The 18,273-nt window shown below is 68.1% G+C and carries 16 protein-coding genes; all 16 read right to left on the reverse strand.

What is annotated here, in order from left to right; translation table 11 throughout:
- Nucleotides 1–84: 84 nt before the first annotated feature.
- A complete protein-coding gene (locus VPH43_RS21405; protein WP_328579783.1) occupies nt 85–1,632 on the reverse strand; it encodes a UxaA family hydrolase in 1,548 nt (515 codons plus the stop codon).
- Nucleotides 1,632–2,705 (reverse strand): lactonase family protein, encoded by a 1,074-nt coding sequence (locus VPH43_RS21410; RefSeq protein ID WP_328579784.1) that lies wholly within the window; start codon nt 2,703–2,705, stop codon nt 1,632–1,634. The genes VPH43_RS21405 and VPH43_RS21410 overlap by 1 nt, the downstream gene beginning before the upstream one ends.
- Nucleotides 2,702–3,679 (reverse strand): Bug family tripartite tricarboxylate transporter substrate binding protein, encoded by a 978-nt coding sequence (locus tag VPH43_RS21415; protein WP_328579785.1) that lies wholly within the window; start codon nt 3,677–3,679, stop codon nt 2,702–2,704. Before VPH43_RS21415 ends, VPH43_RS21410 begins: the two co-directional genes overlap by 4 nt.
- Nucleotides 3,676–4,959 (reverse strand): TRAP transporter large permease, encoded by a 1,284-nt coding sequence (locus tag VPH43_RS21420; protein WP_328579786.1) that lies wholly within the window; start codon nt 4,957–4,959, stop codon nt 3,676–3,678. Before VPH43_RS21420 ends, VPH43_RS21415 begins: the two co-directional genes overlap by 4 nt.
- Nucleotides 4,950–5,483, reverse strand: coding sequence for a TRAP transporter small permease (locus tag VPH43_RS21425; RefSeq protein WP_328579813.1), 534 nt, complete (start codon nt 5,481–5,483; stop codon nt 4,950–4,952). The genes VPH43_RS21420 and VPH43_RS21425 overlap by 10 nt, the downstream gene beginning before the upstream one ends.
- 28 nt (nt 5,484–5,511) lie before the next feature.
- Nucleotides 5,512–6,492 carry a TRAP transporter substrate-binding protein gene (locus tag VPH43_RS21430; RefSeq protein WP_328579787.1) on the reverse strand — a complete coding sequence of 327 codons (981 nt, stop codon included), beginning with the start codon at nt 6,490–6,492 and terminating at the stop codon, nt 5,512–5,514.
- A 62-nt stretch (nt 6,493–6,554) separates the two neighbouring features.
- Complete coding sequence (locus VPH43_RS21435; protein WP_328579788.1) at nt 6,555–7,358, reverse strand: NAD-dependent epimerase/dehydratase family protein; 804 nt, start codon at nt 7,356–7,358, stop codon at nt 6,555–6,557.
- A gap of 85 nt (nt 7,359–7,443) precedes the next feature.
- A complete protein-coding gene (gene kdgR, locus VPH43_RS21440; RefSeq protein ID WP_328579789.1) occupies nt 7,444–8,274 on the reverse strand; it encodes a DNA-binding transcriptional regulator KdgR in 831 nt (276 codons plus the stop codon).
- 71 nt (nt 8,275–8,345) lie between these two features.
- On the reverse strand, nt 8,346–10,895 hold the full coding sequence (locus VPH43_RS21445) for a pectinesterase family protein (protein WP_328579790.1): 2,550 nt from the start codon (nt 10,893–10,895) through the stop codon (nt 8,346–8,348).
- Nucleotides 10,892–12,073: an oligogalacturonate lyase family protein gene (locus VPH43_RS21450; protein ID WP_328579791.1), complete on the reverse strand. Its 1,182-nt coding sequence runs from the start codon at nt 12,071–12,073 to the stop codon at nt 10,892–10,894. Before VPH43_RS21450 ends, VPH43_RS21445 begins: the two co-directional genes overlap by 4 nt.
- Complete coding sequence (locus tag VPH43_RS21455) at nt 12,070–13,356, reverse strand: ABC transporter substrate-binding protein (protein ID WP_328579792.1); 1,287 nt, start codon at nt 13,354–13,356, stop codon at nt 12,070–12,072. Before VPH43_RS21455 ends, VPH43_RS21450 begins: the two co-directional genes overlap by 4 nt.
- Nucleotides 13,356–14,468, reverse strand: coding sequence for an ABC transporter ATP-binding protein (locus VPH43_RS21460; RefSeq protein WP_442909324.1), 1,113 nt, complete (start codon nt 14,466–14,468; stop codon nt 13,356–13,358). Before VPH43_RS21460 ends, VPH43_RS21455 begins: the two co-directional genes overlap by 1 nt.
- 12 nt (nt 14,469–14,480) lie before the next feature.
- A complete protein-coding gene (locus VPH43_RS21465) occupies nt 14,481–15,383 on the reverse strand; it encodes a carbohydrate ABC transporter permease (RefSeq protein ID WP_328579794.1) in 903 nt (300 codons plus the stop codon).
- The gene (locus VPH43_RS21470; RefSeq protein ID WP_328579795.1) at nt 15,380–16,264 is read right to left on the reverse strand and encodes a carbohydrate ABC transporter permease; all 885 of its coding nucleotides are present in this window, start codon (nt 16,262–16,264) and stop codon (nt 15,380–15,382) included. The genes VPH43_RS21465 and VPH43_RS21470 overlap by 4 nt, the downstream gene beginning before the upstream one ends.
- A 372-nt stretch (nt 16,265–16,636) precedes the next feature.
- Nucleotides 16,637–17,398, reverse strand: coding sequence for a 2-dehydro-3-deoxy-D-gluconate 5-dehydrogenase KduD (gene kduD / locus VPH43_RS21475; RefSeq protein ID WP_328579796.1), 762 nt, complete (start codon nt 17,396–17,398; stop codon nt 16,637–16,639).
- A 13-nt stretch (nt 17,399–17,411) separates the two neighbouring features.
- Nucleotides 17,412–18,248, reverse strand: coding sequence for a 5-dehydro-4-deoxy-D-glucuronate isomerase (gene kduI, locus VPH43_RS21480; protein ID WP_328579797.1), 837 nt, complete (start codon nt 18,246–18,248; stop codon nt 17,412–17,414).
- Nucleotides 18,249–18,273: the final 25 nt, after the last annotated feature.

The following is an 18,273-nucleotide window of genomic DNA, read 5'->3' on the forward strand; positions in this document are numbered from 1 at the left end:
TCAGCAATGTGGCACGGCCCGCCCTGCCGAGCCAAAAGCCTCAAGAAACCGCCGGCGTGCCCCCTTGGGATAGGCGCCCAGCGCCTATCCCACGACTCCGATATTCCAGGGCACAAACTCGTGGTCGCCCAAGCCCAGCAACTCGCTCTTGCTCTTTTCCCCTGAGGCCACGCGCAGCATCAGCTCGAAGATCTTCTGGCCCATCTCGGCCATGGACGCGGTGCCGTCCAGGATCTCGCCGCAGTTGATGTCCATGTCCTCGGTGAGCTTGGCGTACATCGGCGTGTTGGTCGCCAGCTTCACCGACGGCACCGGCTTGCAGCCGAACATGGAGCCGCGCCCGGTGGTGAACATCACCAGGTTGGCGCCGCCCGCGATCTGGCCGGTGGCCGAACACGGGTCGAAGCCCGGCGTGTCCATGAACACCAGGCCGGGCTGCTTCACCGGCTCGGCGTACTTGTAGACCTCCATCAGCCCGGTGGTGCCGCCCTTCATCGACGAGCCCAGGCTCTTTTCGAAGATGTTGGCCAGGCCCCCGGCGTTGTTGCCCGGGCTCACCTTGCCGTTGATCTGCACGTCGCGGCCGACGGTGTATTCGTCCTTCCACCAGCGGATGCGCTCCACCAGCTTCTCGCCCACTTCGCGGCTGCGCGCACGCGAGGTGAGTGTGTGTTCCACGCCGTAGATCTCGGGCGTTTCGCTCAGGATCGCCGTGCCGCCATGGCGCACGAGGATGTCCATGGCCGCGCCCAGCGCCGGGTTGGCGGTGATCGAGGAAAAACCATCGGAGCCGCCGCACTGCAGGCCGATGCTCAGGTGGCTGGCCGGCACCGTGCGCCGCGTGACGCGGTTGGCCCCCGGCAAAAGGGCCTTCACCGCCTCGATCGCGGCCTCGATCGTCTTGCGGGTGCCGCCCTGCTCCTGCATCACGAAGGTGTGCAGGTTCTCCCCGGCCACCAGGCCCTGCTGCTGCATGAAGCCGGTGAGCTGGTTGCGCTCGCAGCCCAGGCCGATCACCAGCACCGCCGCAAAGTTCGGGTGCACCGCATAACCGCCCATCGTGCGGCGCAGCAGGTCCATCGGCTCGCCGCTCATCTCCATGCCGCAGCCGGTGTCGTGGGTGAAGGCGGCCACGCCGTCGATGTTGGGATAGTCGGCCAGCCGCTCCGGCGTGAACCATTCCGCCACCTTGTGGCACACCGTGGCCGAGCAGTTCACGGTGGACAGGATGCCGATGTAGTTGCGCGTGCCCACCCGGCCGTCGGCGCGCACGATGCCCTCGAAGGTGGCGCGCTCGCTTTCGGGCAGCAGCGGCGTGGGCACGTAGTCGCGCGTGAAGGCGTAGTCGCGGTCGAACTCGCGGAAGGTGATGTTGTGCGAGTGCACCATGGTGCCGGGCGGGATGTCGGCCGCTGCAAAGCCGATCACCACGTTGTACTTGCGGATCGGCTCGCCGGCCGCGATGGCGCGGGCGGCGATCTTGTGGCCGGCGCTCACCTGGCTGCGCGCGGTGAAGCCTTCGCCGGGCACCGGCGTGCCGATGCCCACGTCAACGCGGGCGATGACGATGTTGTCGTCGGGGTGGAGCCGGATCACCGGGCCGGTGATGCGCTTGGAGGAGAGGTTCAACATCAGGGAAGGCTCACGATCTCCACCCAGTGGGGGCCTTGCCCCACGGGTATGGACTTCAGGGGCTGCAGGCCGCCGTTGTCGCGGTCCATGGCATACACCGTCACCGCATGCGACAGCTGCCCCGCGGCCAGCAGCCAGCGGCCGCGGGGATCGACGGCAAAGCCGCGCGGCTGCTTCTCGGTGGGCGTGTGCGCCACAAGCGCGAGGCGGCCGGTGGCGGCGTCCACCGAGAACGCGGCCAGCGTGCTGGACGTGCGCTCGGAGGTGTAGAGAAAGCGGCCATCCGGGCTGAAATGCAGGTCGGCCGCCCACGGCTTGCCGGCAAACCCCTCCGGCAGCGTGGACAGCGTTTGCAGCGACGACAAGGTGCCACGCGCGCGGTCGAAGGCCAGCATCTCGACGCTGGCATCCAGCTCGTTGAGCAAGGCGACAAAACGCCCGTTCGGATGGAACACCAGGTGGCGCGGACCGGCCTTGGCGCGCACCGCCAACGTGGCCGGTTCATTGGGCTGCAGCGTGCCGCGATCCGCATCGAAGCGCCATTGCATCACCGCGTCGGACCCGAGGTTGGTGACAAAGACATAGCGGTTGGACGGGTCCACCAGCGAGGCATGGGCGTTCTGCCCGGTGGGCAGCACCTGCACCGGCTCGCCCGCCCGGCCGTCGGCCGCGATCGGGCTCACGCTGACCTTGTGGCCACCATAGGAGGCGCCGAAGAGATGGCGGCCGCTGCGGTCGGTGGCGATGTGGGCCATGCTGTCCGGCAAGGGCGCATCGCCCAGCGGCTTGAGCTGGCCGTTGCCCGCATCGATCGCGAAGCTGCTCACCGTGTAGGGCTGCGAGCGCAGCGCCACGTAGAGGAAGCGGCGGTCCGGGCTGATGGCCAGCGGCCCGGCCTGGCCGCCCACGGCAACGGTCTGCAGCGGCTTGAGCGCACCGGCGCTGTCGAGCTGCAGCACCGAGATGTCGCGGCTGTCGGCATTGGAGACGTAGACGAAGGTGGCGGCGTGGGTCATGGCGCTGAACATCAGGGCGGCCAGCGCCCCCAGGGCCCGGCGGGTGCGGTGGATCACGGGGTGACTTTCGCTTCCTTGACGATGCGCGACCACTTGGCGATCTCCGCGCGGCCGAACTCGGCAAACTGCTCCGGCGTGTTGGGCGTGTACTCCAGGCCCAGGCCCTCCATCTTGGCCTTCACCTCGGGCAGCGCGATGATGGCCGCCAGCTCGCTGTTGAGCCGCTTCACGATCGCCGGCGGCGTGCCGGCCGGTGCATAGAAGGCCTGCCACGACGCCACGTCGAAGCCCGGCACGCCGGCCTCGGCCAGCGTGGGCGTGTCGGGCAGCACCTTGGTGCGCTTACCCGAGGTGACGGCCAGCGCCCTCACCTTGCCGCTCTGGATGTGCGGCAGCGCCACGGTGGCCGTTTCGAAGCTCATCGGGATCTGGCCGCCGATCAGGTCCTGCATCGACGGCGCACTGCCCTTGTAAGGCACGTGGGTGATGTCGGTGCCGGTCATCAGCTTGAAGGTCTCGCCCGACATGTGCTGCGAGCTGCCTGTGCCGGCGGAGCCGAACTGCAGGCTGCCGGGTTTGGCCTTGGCCTGCGCGATCAGCTCCTTCACGTTGTGGGCCGGCTGGGCCGCGCCCACCAGCAGCACGTTGGAGATCGAGCCCAGCAGCATCACGGGCGCGAAGTCCTTGGCCGCGTCATAGGGCATCTTCGGCTGTAGCGCGGGGTTGATCGCATGGCTGGAGATGGTGCCCAGCAGCAGCGTGTAGCCATCCGGCGGCGCCTTGGCCACCGCGTCGGCGCCGATCACGCCGCCGGCGCCGGCCCTGTTCTCGATCACCACCGTCTGCTTCAGGCGCGACTGCAGCTGCTCGCCCAGCAGGCGGGCCAGGATGTCGGAGGTGCCGCCGGCGGCAAAGGGCACCACCAACTTGATTGGTTTGGCAGCCGGCCAGTCGCCCTGGGCCAGCGCGGCCCCCGTGGACAGCAGGGCCGCCAGCGGCAGCAGGCCGCGCAGGATAGAACGTCGTTTCATCGGAACACCAGGTTGGGAAGCCAGAGGGAGAAGGCCGGCACGTAGGTCACCAGCAGCATGGCTGCGATCAGCGCGCCATAGAAAGGCCAGATCGTGCGCATCACCGTGCCCACCGACACACCGCCGATCGCACAGCCCACGAACTGGGTGGTGCCCACCGGGGGTGTGTTCAGGCCGAGCGCGCAATTGATCAGCAGCATGATCCCGAACTGCACCGAGCCCATGCCGTAGTGCTGGCAGATGGGCAGGAAGATCGGCGTGCACAGCAGGATGGTGGCCGCCATGTCCAGGAAGGTGCCCAGCACGAACAGGATCACGTTGACCAGCAGGAACACGACCCAGGGTGTCTGCGTGATCGAGGCCAGCGCCTTGCCGGTCAGGTCGGCCAGCTCGTACAGGCTGATCAGGTAACCGAACACATTGCTGATGCCGATGAGCAACAGCACCACGCCGGTGGTCTTGACCGCCTTGCGCGCGGCCTTGATGAACTCCTCCCGCGTGAGGCTGCGGTAGACGATCAGCGTGAGCACCAGCGCATAGAGCACCGCCACGGCGGCCGACTCGGTGGCCGTGAACGCGCCCAGCAGGATGCCGCCCAGGATGATCACCACCACCATCAGCCCTGGCAGCGAGCCGGCGAAGGCGCTGGCCACCGCGGCCCAGCCGGGGAACTTGCCCGAGGGGTAGCCGCGCTTGACCGCCACCAGGTATGCAGCCGCGAGGTTGCACAGCGTGAGGATCAACGCCGGGATCAGGCCCGCGAGGATCAGGTGGCCCATCGACACCTTGCCGCCGGTGGACAGGGTGTAGATGATCATGTTGTGCGAGGTGGGCATCAGCGCACCCACCAGCGCGGCATGCGTGGTCACGTTCACCGCGTAGTCGGCGTGGTAGCCCTGCCGCTTCATCATCGGGATCATCACCGCGCCCATGGCCGACACGTCGGCCACCGGGCTGCCGGACACGCCGCCGAACAAAGTGCACGCCACCACGTTGCTCATGCCCAGGCCGCCGCGCACATGGCCCACCAGGTTGTTGGCGAAGCGCACGATGCGGTCGGCGATGCCGCCATAGAGCATCAGCTCGCCGGCGAAGATGAAGAACGGGATCGCGAGGAACGAGAACACGTTCATGCCCGAGGCCATCTGCTGGAAGCCCACCGCCAGCGGCAGGCCTTCGTACAGGATGGCGGCCATGCTGGCCAGGCCGATGGCAAAGGCCACCGGCACGCCGAGAATCAGCAGCGCGAAGAAGCTGATCGACAGAAGGGTCACGCCCATGTCGGCTCCACCTCGGTGCCGCGCAGCTGCGCGACGATGTGTTCAATCGAGAACATGGTGATCAGCACGCCGGCCATCACCGCCGGCACGTAGCGCCAGCCTTCGGAGATGGCCAGGGTGGGCAGGCGGTAGGTCCACACGGATTCCACCAGGATGGCGCAGTTCCAGGCCATCAGGGCGCCGAAGGTGCCCACCAGCGCATGGATCAGCAGCTCCAGCTTGCGACGCAGGCCCTCGGGCACCAGCACCAGCAGCGACTCCATGCCGATGTGGCCGGCGTCGCGCACGCCCACCGCCACGCCGAACATGGTGACGTACAGCACCACCAGCAGCGCCAGGCTCTCGGCCCAGGTGGGCGTGTTGTTCATCACGTAGCGGCCGAACACCTGGTACAGCACCGCGGCGATGAGCACCATCAGGCCCACGATGCCCAGCGCCATGCAGCCGCGCGACAGCGCGCGGCACAGGCGCGTGTAGCCGGCGGCCAGGCGGGCGCCGGCGCTGGCGGGCGCCGGCGCCGTCATCGCGAGGCGCCCTGCATCGAGTTGCGCGTTACTGGACATCCTGGATCCGCTTCACCAGCGCCTGCAGCTTGGGCTCCTTCAGGAACTTGTCGTACACCGGCTTCATGGCGCTGCGGAACGAGGCCTTGTCCACCTCGATGATCTCGGCGCCCGCGGCCTTCACCGTGGCCAGCGACTTCTCCTCGCGCTCGTCCCACAGCTTGCGCATGTAGGGCACCGACTCCTTGGCCAGCTTGCGGATCAGCTGCTGGTCGGCCGGGGTGAGCGTGTCCCACACGCGCTTGCTGAACAGCAGCATCTCCGGCGCCATGGAGTGCTCGGTCTTGGAGTAGTACCTGGCCACCTCGAAATGGCGCGAGCTTTCGTAGGACGGATAGTTGTTCTCGGCCGCATCCACCAGGCCGGTCTTGAGCGCGGTGTAGACCTCGCCGAAGGGCATGGGCGTGGCGTTGGCGCCCATCGCTTCCAGCAGCGCCACCCACAGGTCCGACTGCTGCACCCGCACCTTCAGGCCCTTGGCATCGGCCATCGTGCGCACCGGCTTCTTCACCGTGTAGAGCGAACGCGCGCCGCTGTCATAGAAGGCCAGGCCGACGAAGCCCTGCGGCTCGCAGGCCTTGAGGATCTCGTCGCCGATGGGGCCGTCCAGCACCTTGCGCATGTGTTCCTTGCTGTGGAACAGGAAGGGCATGGTGGGCACCACCGTCTCGGGGCAGATGTTGTTCATCGGCGCGATGTTCACGCGCGTCATCGCCAGTGCGCCCAGCTTGGTCTGTTCGATGGTGTCCTTCTCGCTGCCGAGCGCGCTGTTGTTGAACACCTTGATGCTCAGCCGGCCATTGGTGGCCTTGCTCAGCTGCTGGCCCATGTACTTGACGGCTTCCACCGTGGGGTAGCCGTCGGGGTGGATGTCGGAGGAGCGGAAGTCGGCGGCGTGGACCGACGCGGCGCTCAGCGCGGCGAGGGCAGCCGCTGCGTGGGCGAGGCGGCGAAGAAGGGGTTGGCTCATGCGTATGTCTCCTGTGTCGTGTCGGCTGTGCCGGTTCTGGTGTGGCAAAGATGCGGGCGAGATCAGTCGTAGGGGCCGAGGTGGACGAAGGCGCCGCCCTGCCAGGTCTGCGCCGCGTTGCGCGGGTCCAGCGGCTCGACGGCCTCGAGTTCGTCGCGCCAGGGGTCGGCGCTGTCACGCGGCCGATAGCCGAGGTGGCCGGCCAGGGTGTTGTCCCACCAGCGGGTGGCGTTGTCGCTGGTGCCATAGATCACCGTGTGGCCCGCGCTGGGCGCGGTGAGCCCGGCGATCACCAGGCGCTCCAGGTCGTCGTGGCTCAGCCAGGTGGCCAGCATGCGGCGGTTTTCCGGCTGGGGCGTGGCGCTGCCGATGCGCAGGCACACCGTCTCGATGCCGTAGCGGTCGTGGTACATGCTGGCCAGGTTTTCGCCGAAGGCCTTGCTCACGCCGTACAGCGTGTCCGGGCGCGGCGGCACACGGGTGTCCAGCACCTCGTTCTGCCGGTAGAACCCCACCACGTGGTTGGAGCTGGCGAAGACGATGCGCTTCACACCCTGCTTGCGCGCCGCCTCGTAGAGGTTGAACACGCCCACGATGTTGGCCTGCAGGATCCGCTCGAAGGCGGCCTCCACCGACACCCCGCCCAGGTGCACCACCGCGTCCACGCCCTGCAGCAGCGCCAGCACGGCCGCGCCGTCCTGCAGGGCCGCGGGCGCCAGCTCCTCATGCGCCGCGGCGTCGCCCAGCGCCGCGTGGTCGGATACCCGCAGGCGATCGCAATAGGCCGCCAACCGGGGCCGCAAGACGCGGCCCAGGCCACCGGCGGCGCCGGTGAGCAGCAAACGGGAAAAACGGTGGCGGGGCATCGTCAGTTATCAGTCGTCGTACAACTACGTGAATCGTCGCTGTGCAGGCCCGGCACGTCAAGTGGGATTTATGCCAGAGCGGGTATCAGCGATCGCCCAGCCTCCTGGCCTGCGCCGGGCCGTCGGGTGGGTAGTGCGCGCAACCCAGGCGCTGGGAAACGTCGCGCGCTGCGTCGTGCAGCATCGCCACGAGCTCCGGCTCCTTCGTGGGGTCGTAGCGGAAGGTGGGGAACGACACGCTCAGGCCGGCCACCGGCTGGCACAGGCGGTCGAAGATGGGCACGCCCAGGCAGCGGATGTGCTCGTCGAACTCTTCCCGGTCCTCGCCGAAGCCCTGCTCGCGCACCCGCTGCAGCTCCTTCAGGTAGGCCGGCCGCTCGGTGATGGTCTTGTCGCGGAAACGCTGGAACTCGGCGCCGTCGAGGATGCGGTCACGCCGCTCGGGGTGCTCCCAGGCCATCAGCACCTTGCCGATGGCGGTGCAGTGCAGCGGCGCGCGCCGGCCCACTCGGGAGTACATGCCCAGCATGTGGCGCGAGTCCACCTTGTGCACGTAGATGATTTCGCTGTCGATCAGCATGCCCAGGTGCACCGTCTCGCCCGTTTGGTCGGCCAGCAGCTGCATGTGGTGCTTGGCCAGCTCGATCAGGTTGGGCGTCTGCAGGGCCTTGGTGCCCAGCTCGTACACCTTCATCGTGAGGCCGTAGCGCTCGCTGTCGGACTCCTGGCGCACATATCCCAGGGTCTTCATCGTCTGCAGGAAGCGGTAGACCGTGGCCTTGGGCATGGCCAGGCGCACGGACAGCTCCGAGATGCCGGTGTCGGCGTTTTCGCCCAGCGCCTGCAAGATGGCGAACACCTTGAGCACCGCGGCCACCGAGTCGGGCTGCTTGGGGTCGAACGGATCGGCATCCATGTTTCGATTGTTCCGGTATGGGGTTTCGAAAGCCGATTCTCGGCCAATTTCCCCGGTGGAAGGCACTGCGTTCACAGGTGGCCCGCCCCGGCTTCGGCGCGCACGCGGCGGGCCGCTTCGTCGGCCGCGTCGATGCGGCCGTGCGACATCGGCCACCAGCCGGCGTCCTCGTTCAAAGGGGAAGGCGCGGCCTCGCGCAGGTCGACCGGGCGCGCGTTGAACAGGTTGTTCGCGCCGGCCAGGCGCACACCCTTCTTCACCGACACAAGCGACGTGGGCTTGACGCCTTCCGGCGCTTCCCAGGCGTTGTGTTCGGCCACGATGCGCGACTCGACGCCCACACCGATGGCGTAGGCGAAGGCGTAGTCCCCCGAGCTGCGCGGCAGGTAGAGGTTGTTGAACACGTGCACGCGGCCATAGCGCACCCGCGGCATGCGCTCCTTCAGGTTCTCCCACAGGTTGTGGTGCAGGCTCACCCGCAGGTGGGTAGCGTCGGCCTGGGCGCCGTCGCTGCCGCCGATCAGCATGGTCTTGTCGTGGTTCCTGAAATGGCTCCACGACACGGTGACGAAGTCGGACTGCTGCGTGATGTCGAGCAGGCCGTCGTGGTGCTGCATGCGCTGGCCGAGCGCCGTGCGGGCCTGGGAGTCGGGCCGCTCGCCGTCGCTGAAGCTGCAATGGTCGATCCACACATGGTGGGCGCGGCGCAGCGTGAGGTTGTCGTACTCCGAGTTCCACTCGCCGTGACCGTTGTCGTTCGGATCCCAGGCCGGAAAGTGGTCGAAGGCGTCCTCGAAGGCGAGGTTGCGCACGATCACGTCGCTCACCTCCTGCAGCAGCAGCGTGCCGTGCAGGAGGCGTGCAGCGGCTCCCACGCCGACGATCGTGGTGCGGCTTGGCACCCGCAGCACCACCCGCTCGGCCTGGCGCTGCTGCGAGCGCCGGCGCGCCTCTTCCAGCGGCCCCTCGGGCGGCTTGCGGCCCCACACGGCCGGGTCATAGGCCCTCAGGTAGGCCTCGAAGTCGAAGGCTGGGTCGCGATAGTCCTCAGCGCCCAGCGACCGGCCGGCATCGTCGGTCGAGAGGTCGATGCTGCCGTGCACGCGCACGATGCGCGGCTCGTCGGGCGCCCCCCTGCCCTGCGCCAGCGCGGCCGCCAGCTCGGCGCGGTTGCGGACGTCGAACACACGTTCAGGCCGCGCATCGGCCCCGCCACGCGTGCCGCCCTCGGCACTGGCCCAGCCGTCACCTTCGGCCAGCACCGACCGCTCCAGGCTGGCCTGGGGCGTGGCGCTGGTCGGACCGAGGTTGCGGTATTCGGCGAGAAAGGGCTCCGGCGGCGTGGCACGGCGGTAGCCCAGCGAGGCCGGGTCATGGCCCGCTTCGGCGAGCTGCTGCCAGAACGCGTCGGTGTCCGCCTGTACCTTGCGATACGCACGATGGCCGCGGTCGCTGTTCCAGTCGGCCCAGGGCGCATCGCGATCGAGGTGCGCGCCCAGCCAGGAGCGCAGCACCAGCATCTTGCCCACCGCCTCGGTGCTGGCCTGGGCCGGTTTGCAGTGGCGTGCGTTGTCGCCATAAGGGCTGCAAGGCGTGGCCTCGAACCACTGCCGCGCCAGCTTCACGCTGCCGGCCGGTGCGGCCGGCTCTGCGGTGAAGTCGCAATGCTCGAACACGAAGCCATAAGGCGTTTTCAGGCGCGTGCTGGGCGCGGCCAGGTAGCCGCCCTGCCGGCCGCGCGCGGCGCCCACCCAGCGGATCTCGCTGTCGAGGAAGTAGGCGGTGGCGTTGCCGAAGATGAAGTCCACGTCGCCCGCCACCAGGCTGCGGTGCACGAACACGCGGGCGATGCGGTCGGGCGACGCGCTGCGCAGCAGCAGCGTGTCCTGGTTGCCCAACAGCCGCACCTGGCGCAGCTGCACCCGATCCGCACCGTCACTGGCGAAAGCCACCGCCTGGTGCTGGTTGCCCGGATCGCTTTCGTCGTAGTCGTTCTCCACCGTGAGGTCGCGCAACTCGAAGCCGTCGTTGCGCACCTGCATCCCGGCGGAGCAGAAGGTGCCCAGGGTCTGGCGTGCGGCGCAGGCGCGGTACGCGGCCGCCACCTCGGCAGGCACACCGGGCGCTTCGTACACCGCGGCATGCAGCGCGCGGTAGCGTGCGCCTGCCATGCCGGAGTGGGTGGCCTGGTGGATGCGCACCTCGCGGGGGTCGGCCGTGAGCCCCTGCAGGCGGATGGACACGGGGGCCGGCGGCACGATCACCAGTTCGGGATAGTCGCCCGGCATCACCTCGATGAGCACCGGCACCGGGTTCCCGGGGCCGGCCTGCAGATCCACGACCGCGCGGTTCACCGCGCCCTGCACCGTGCGGAACACCGTCCGCCCGTCCGCCGCAGCGGGCTCCACGCGATAGCGCCGCAGCGGCTGGGGCATCACGGGCCGCATGGGATCCCAGCCATCACGCACCGGCGCGGCCACCGGCCCGGCCACGCCGAGCACGGCCGCACGTGTCGCGGCCGCGGCCTGCGCATCGCCGAGCTGCAGGCGCTGGGCCGCGGCCGGCAGCACCGCGCCCGCGAAGCAGGTTGCCAGGGCCAGGAAGCGCAGCCAGCGTTTCACGCCGGCGACACGTCCGAACGCGGCTGCAAATCGGCCAGGAACACCCCCGGCTCGCCCGCCTTGTCGCAACTGAACAGCACCTGCCTTTCATCCGGCGTGAAGGAGGGATGCGGATGCGTCACCTGGCGGTCGCCCTTGTAGACCTGCCAGGAGCTGTCGTGGCGCGCGATCGGCCGCTCGGTGCCCGCCTTCAGGTCGAACAGGTGCAGGTAGGGGTCGGGTGCTATCGAGTAGCCGCTTTTGTCATCCACGTCGGCCGGGCTGGCGCAGCCATCCCCCACGATCAGCGTGCCATCAAAGTTGCTCATCAGGTGAGAGCACGGCGGCATCACGGTCAGCGCACGGTCCTGCAGGGTCACCGGGTCCAGCGACCGGATCCAGCGTTCGGCATGGCCCTTGAGGTACGACACGTACACCATCGCCGAGCCGTCGGGCACCCAGAACTCGTGGGTGCAGCTTTCGCCTTCGGCGTGGCGCTTGCCGCAACGCAGGTTGCTGCCGTCCTCGTCGATGAACCACATGCGCGCGTCCACCAGATCGTGGTTGCCTTCGTGGCAGAAGGCCACGGTGCTGTCGTCGAAGGGCCGGTACTGCGGATGACCCAGCCAGCAATCCACCTCGTGGATGGTCTCGCGCTGCCCGGTCGCCAGGTCGATGCGGATCAGGCGGCAGCGCGGCTTGCGGAAGAACATCTCGCGGAATTTCTGCCAGTCGGTCAGCGGGAACCAGTCGCTCGCGCGGATCTCGATGCCGACCATCTTGGTGCAGGCGCTGTTGGCCACCCAGGTGCCGTAGCCCACCCAGCCTTCGGGCACGACGTAGGCCACCTCTTCCTGCAGCGTGGCCAGGACCAGGCGGATCAGCTGGCGCTTGGCGCGCACGAAGTACAGGTGCCTGTCGTCCGGGCTCAGGAAACCGCCGAAGGTGTTTTCCTCCGGCTGGTCGGTGAGCTGCAGGCAATCACCCGTCTGCAGGTCCAGCAGGTGGTAGTGCCAGTCGGTGCCGGGACCGAACTCACCGCCGAACACCAGCTTCTGGCCGTCGTTCGTGAAGCACTTCTGATAGAAGTAGTTGCGGTGGCAAGTCACGTCGATCGGCGTGAGGCGTGTCACGCGCGCGCCGGTGTCCGGGTCCTCGCTGTACTGGAACTGCAGGTGGCGAAGAGTGTTCTTGCTCATGTCATGCGGCTGAGAAGTGCGTTGCCCTCGTCCAGCAGGCGGCGTGCGGCCTCCTGGTCGGTGAGCTTGCGGTAGGAGATGCGCTCGAACACCTCGCGCATCAGGCGGCGCAGGCGGGCGTCCTCGAAGCGCGGTGACGGCACCTGCACGCGGCCGGCCTCGCGCAGCTGGCGGATCTGGCGCTGCGCCGCCAGCTCCAGCGGCGGCACCTGGCCTTCGCGCTCCAGTGCATCGCGCGCACGCGCCGCGGACGGCAAGGCCCGCGTGGTGCCCAGGATGCGGGCCGCGTCCACGTCGGTGGTCATGAAGTCGAGGAAGCGCGCGGCGAGCTCCGGCTGCCGGGTGTGCCGGCTCACCGAAAACAGCAGCGTGGGCCGCGCGAACAGGCCGCTGGTCTGCGCACCGGGCAGCGTGAGGTACTCGCCCAGCGCCAGCTGCTGCCCCTTGGCCAAGGTGGACGCGCGCAAGCGGAAGGCCGAGTCCCAGGTGAAGTTGCCGGCCCAGCGGCCCGCCACCCAGTCCTGCTGCTGCTCGGTGGGTTTGTCCACGCCGCCCAGGCTGGCGCGGTAAGGCACTGGCGTGCAGGTGCCGGTGTCGCCCAGGCGCCGGTAGGTCTGCACCCAGTCCAGCAGCGCCGCCGCGCTCATGGCCACGCGCGGCTCGGTGGGGTGCACATACGGCGTGCCGTGTTGCTGCATCACATGGGCATGGGCCAGCAACAGCATGTCGTAGGGCTCGCCGTCCAGCGGATAGAAGCCTTCACCCAGCCGCGCCTTGAAGGCCGGACCGGCGGCGAAGAGCTCGTCCCAGCTCCGCGGCAGCGCCAGACCGGCGCGTTGGAAGGTGGATTGGTTCCAGAGAAAGAGCCTCGCGGTGTAGGACACAGGCAGGCCGTTGAGCCTGCCGTTCACCCGGCAGCTGTCGAGGTCGGCCGCGCTGAACTGGTCGAGCGCGATCGCACCGGCCTGCTGCTGCAGGTCCAGGAAGCCGGTGCCCTGGCGGCTGAACATCGCCAGCCACGCCCAGTTGATCTGCAGCACATCGGCTTCGGTGCCGCTGGCCATCTGCATGGTCAGCTTCTCCAGGTAGCCGTTGAAGCCCATGTACTCGGCCTTGACGCGCACGCCCGGATGGCGCGCTTCGAAGGCAGCGATGGCCTTCAAGGTGCGCGCATGCCGGTCGCTGCCGCCCCACCAGAGAAAGCGCAGCGTGGTGGGCGCCTGGGCCCGCGCCGGGCGTGCCGCCATCGCCGCGGGGGCGAGAAGAAAGATGCGGCGCTGCATCAGAGGAGCAGGTTGACGCCGGTGTCGGCGTCGAACACATGGCAAGCCTGCGCCTGCGCATGGAAGGTGTGGGCCTCGCCACGCGCCTTGGTGGCCAGGTCGCCCAGTGCATCGGGCGGCACGCGGCTGGTGAAACGCAGCCCACCGATCTCGGCATGCACGAACACCTCGCTACCCATGTTCTCCATGAAGCGCAGGCGGCCGGGCAGCGGCACCGCGCCGGCATGGGTGCGCTGCGCCGTCAGGTGCTCGGGCCGCAGGCCGAGGGTGACAGCGCCCTGCCGCATGCCCACGCGCGCCGCCTTGGCCGGCGGCAGGGGTAGTTGCACGCCGCCCCAGTGCACGGCGCCTTGGGCCAGGTCCACCTTGTGCAGGTTCATCTCGGGCGACCCGATGAAGCCGGCGACAAACGCATTGGCCGGCCGCTCGTACAGCGCCGCCGGCACGTCCACCTGCTGGATGCTGCCGTCCTTGAGCACGCAGATGCGCTCGCCCATGGTCATGGCCTCCACCTGGTCGTGGGTGACGTACACCACGGTGGCCGGCCGGCCGCCGGAGCGCAGCGTCTGGTGCAGCTCGGTCAGGCGCACGCGCATGGACGCGCGCAGCTTGGCATCCAGGTTGGACAGCGGCTCGTCGAACAGGAACACCGCCGGGCGCTTGACGATCGCGCGGCCCACCGCCACCCGCTGCGCCTGGCCGCCCGACAGCTGCTTGGGATAGCGGTCCAGCAGGTGCTCCATCTCCAGCAGCCGGGCGGCTTCGAGCACGCGCTGCTCCACCTCGGCCTTGGGCGTGCCGGCGAGCTTCAAGCCGAAGGCCAGGTTCTCGCGCACCTTCATGTGCGGATAGAGCGCATAGTTCTGGAAGACCATCGCGATGCCGCGCTGCTTGGCCGGCAGCGCATTGACCAGCTGCTCGCCGATGTGCAGCTCGCCGCCGGTGATGCTTTCCAGCCCGGCGATCATGCGCAGCAAGGTGCTCTTGGCGCAGCCGCTGGGCCCCACGAAGACCATGAACTCGCCGTCGCGCACCTCAAGGTCCACCCCATGCACGGCCTTGAAGCCATTGGGATAGACCTTCTGGATTCCTCTCAAGCTCACGTGTGCCACGCGCCTGCTCCCTCAGCCCTTGATGCCGCTGGAGGCGGCGCTTTCGATGAAATGCTTCTGCGCGGCGAAGAACACCGCCACCGAAGGCAGCAGCGCTACCACGGAGATCGCGATGGCACTCGCCCACTCCACCTCCTCGGTGGCGCCCATGGTCATCTTCAGCGCCAGCGACACCGGGTACTTCTCCACCGAGCTCAGGTAGATCAGCGGGCCCATGAAGTCGTTCATCGTCCAGATGAACTGGAACACGATCACCGACACGATCGCCGGCTTGAGCAGCGGCATGATCACGTACAGCAGCACCTGCAGCGGATTGCAGCCGTCGATCTGCGCGGCCTCCTCCATGTCGCGCGGGATGCCGCGCAGGAACTGCACCAACATGAACACGAAGAAGGTGTCAGTGGCAAAGGCCGAGGGCACGATGATCGGCAGGTAGGTGTCCAGCCAGCCCAGCTCCTTGAACAACAGGTACTGCGGGATGCGCAGAATGATCTGCGGCAGCATCAGCGTCGCCACCATCACCGCGAACAGCAGCTTCTTGCCCCAGAAGTCGCAGCGCGCAAACGCATAGGCCACCAGCACGCAGGAGATCACGGTCACCACGATGCGCGGCACCACGATCAGGAAGGAGTTGAGGAAGTAGGTGGCGAAGGTGTATTCGCTGCTGGTCTTCCAGCCTTTGGCATAGGCCGTGAAGTCGAGCTGCGCCGGCAGCAGCCCCACGCCGCCGAAGATCTCCGCATTGGTCTTGAACGAGGCGCCCACCAGCCAGAAGATCGGGTACAGCATCACCAGGCCCACGAGGCCCAGCGCCAGGTAGCGCAACACGATGCTGATGCGCTCGCGGCGCAGCTGCTGCCCGTTGAGCGCGTCGGTGGCCGGCGGCATCGCCAGGTGTGCCACGGGCGTGCTCATCGCTTGGCCTCCTTCTCGCCCGAATAGAACACCCAGTACTTCGAGCTCCAGAACGACACCGCGCTCAGGGCCCCCACCAGCGCGAACAGCACCCACGACATCGCGGCGCCATAGCCCAGGTTGAAGTAGCGGAAGCACTCTTCGTAGATGTAGAGGCTGAGCAGGTAGGTGGACTGCAGCGGCCCGCCCTCGGTCACCATGTACGGGCCGTTGAATTCCTGGAAGCCGTGCACCAGCTGCATGATCAGGTTGAAGAAGATCACCGGCGTGATCAGCGGCACCGTGATGCGGGTGAACTGCTGCCACTTGCTGGCGCCATCGATCTCCGCCGCCTCGTACAGCGACTGCGGCACGTTCTGCAGCGCGGCCAGAAAGATCACCATCGAGGAGCCGAACTGCCAGACGAACAGCGTCACGATGGTCCAGATCGAAAAGCGCTCGTCGGCCAGCCAGGCGATCGGCTCCAGCCCCACGCGCGCGAGCACGCCGTTGACCAGCCCATGCTGCGAGAAGATGAAGCGCCACAGCACCGCCACTGCAATCGAACCGCCCAGGATGGAGGGCAGGTAGAACGCGGAGCGGAAGAAGTTGATACCGCGCAGCTTGAAGTTCAGCACATGCGCGATGAAGAGCGCAAAGCCCACGCGCAAGGGCACCGCCAGCGCCACGAACAGCAGCGTCACGCCGAGCGAACGGCGGAACACCGGGTCCTGCACCATCTGGGCGTAGTTCTGCGCGCCGGCAAAACGCGGCGGCGAGAACACGTCGTACTGCGTGAAGCTGACCGCCAAGCTCATCACGAACGGGAACAGCTTGAACATCAGCACGCCGATGAGGAACGGCAGTGCGAAGAGCAGGCCGGTGCGCTTGTTTTCGTACATGGCTTCAGCGGGCCTGCGGGGGGTGTAGCGCCCGAGTAACGTGCGACGGATGGAGCGCCCGAGCGGCTTGGGGTGCGGCGCCGGCGGGCCGATCTCCGGCGGTCGCCCCTGCGGGGCGACTTCGCTGCGGTGCTCGCGCTGGGGGCTGCGCCGTCCATTTAGCTCCGTGCGCTGCGCGCACTGCGCACATCGCCGGCGAGTCAGATGTTGATGCGCGCTGCGCGCGCCGCCGCCAGCACTGCGCTCTTCGCCGCCTGCCACGGCCCGCCGGCGCCGCACCCCAAGCCGCTCTCCTGCGACCGGGGTTGCGCGGCATCAGACTCACCAACGTCTCCGCAAAGGCGGAGGCAGGCCTAGGCCCAGCAAGCACGCTCATCGCGCCAACCAACCACCGTCCACCGCCACGGTGTACCCGTTCACATAGTCCGAAGCCGCAGAAGCCAAGAACACCACCGGCCCCGCCAGATCCTCCGGCACACCCCAGCGCCCCGCCGGAATGCGCTCGAGGATCGCCGTGCTGCGCTCACTGTCCTTGCGCAGCGGCTCGGTGTTGTTGGTGGCCATGTAGCCGGGCGCGATCGCGTTCACGTTGATGCGGTGCTGGGCCCATTCGTTGGCCAGCAAGCGTGTCACGCCCATCACACCGCTCTTGGCCGCGGTGTACGAGGGCACGCGCACGCCGCCCTGGAAGGAGAGCATCGACGCCACGTTGATGATCTTGCCGCCGCTGCCCTGCGCGATGTACTGCCGCGCCACCGCCTGGGAAAAGAAGAACACGGTCTTCAGGTTGACGTTCATCACGTCGTCCCAGTCCTTCTCGCTGAAGGAAAGCGCATCGTCGCGGCGGATGATGCCGGCGTTGTTGACGAGCACGTCCACGTGCCCGCCCCAGGCCACCGCCTCGCGCAGCAGGCCTTCGATGCATGCGATGTCCGACAGGTCGGCACGCAGGTCGAGGAAGCGCCGGCCGGCCGCCTCCACCCGGGCCGCGGTGTCGGTGGGCGCGCTCATGTTGACGCCCACCACGTCGGCGCCCGCCTGCGCCAGCGCGCAGGCCATGCCCTGGCCGAGACCGGTGTTGCAGCCGGTGACCACCGCCACCTTGCCGGCCACGCTGAATTGATCGAGCACCATGTGCTGGGCCACCTCAGCGCAGGCTGGTCATGGGCACGTGGTCCATGTCCTTGAAGACCTGGTTCTCGCCCACCATGCCCCAGATGAAGGTGTAGGCCTGGGTGCCCACGCCGCTGTGGATGGACCAGCTGGGCGCGATCACCGCCTGCTCGTTGCGCACCACCAGGTGGCGCGTCTCGCTGGGCTCGCCCAGCATGTGGAACACCACGCCATCGGCCGGCATGTCGAAATAGAAGTAGACCTCCATGCGCCGCTCGTGGGTGTGGCAGGGCATGGTGTTCCACAGGCTGCCGGGCTCCAGCTGGGTCATGCCCATCAGCAGCTGGCAGGTGGGCAGCACATCGGGCACCAGGAACTTGTAGATCGTGCGGCGGTTGCTGGTCTTGGCGTCGCCCAGCGTCTCGGGTGAGGCTTCCGCCAGCGTGATCTTCTTGTTGGGGTAGTGCGTGTGGGCCGGTGCGCAGTTGAAGTACAGCTTGGCGGGCTTGGCCGGGTCCACGCTGCTGAACGCCACTTCCTTGGCGCCCTGGCCGATGTACAGCGCTTCGCGCGCGGCCACCTCGTAGCGCCGGCCGTCCACCTCCACCACCGCGTCGCCGCCGATGTTGATCAGGCCGAGCTCGCGGCGCTGCAGGAAGAAGTCGGTGCCGGTGTGCCTGCCGAGCTCCGGCGAGAAGCGCACCGCCTGGTTCACCGGCTGGATGCCGCCCACGATGATGCGGTCGATCTGGCTGTAGGTGAGCGTGGCCTGCTCCGGAACGAACAGGTCCTCCACCAAAAACTGGCGGCGCAGGCCGGCGGTGTCCAGCGTGCGGGCGTGCTCGCTGTGGATGGGCTGGCGAATTTCCATGGGGCTCCTCGAATGGCTTGAAGAC

Source organism: Ideonella sp. BN130291, from assembly GCF_036231905.1.
Taxonomy (GTDB): domain Bacteria; phylum Pseudomonadota; class Gammaproteobacteria; order Burkholderiales; family Burkholderiaceae_C; genus CAMLIZ01.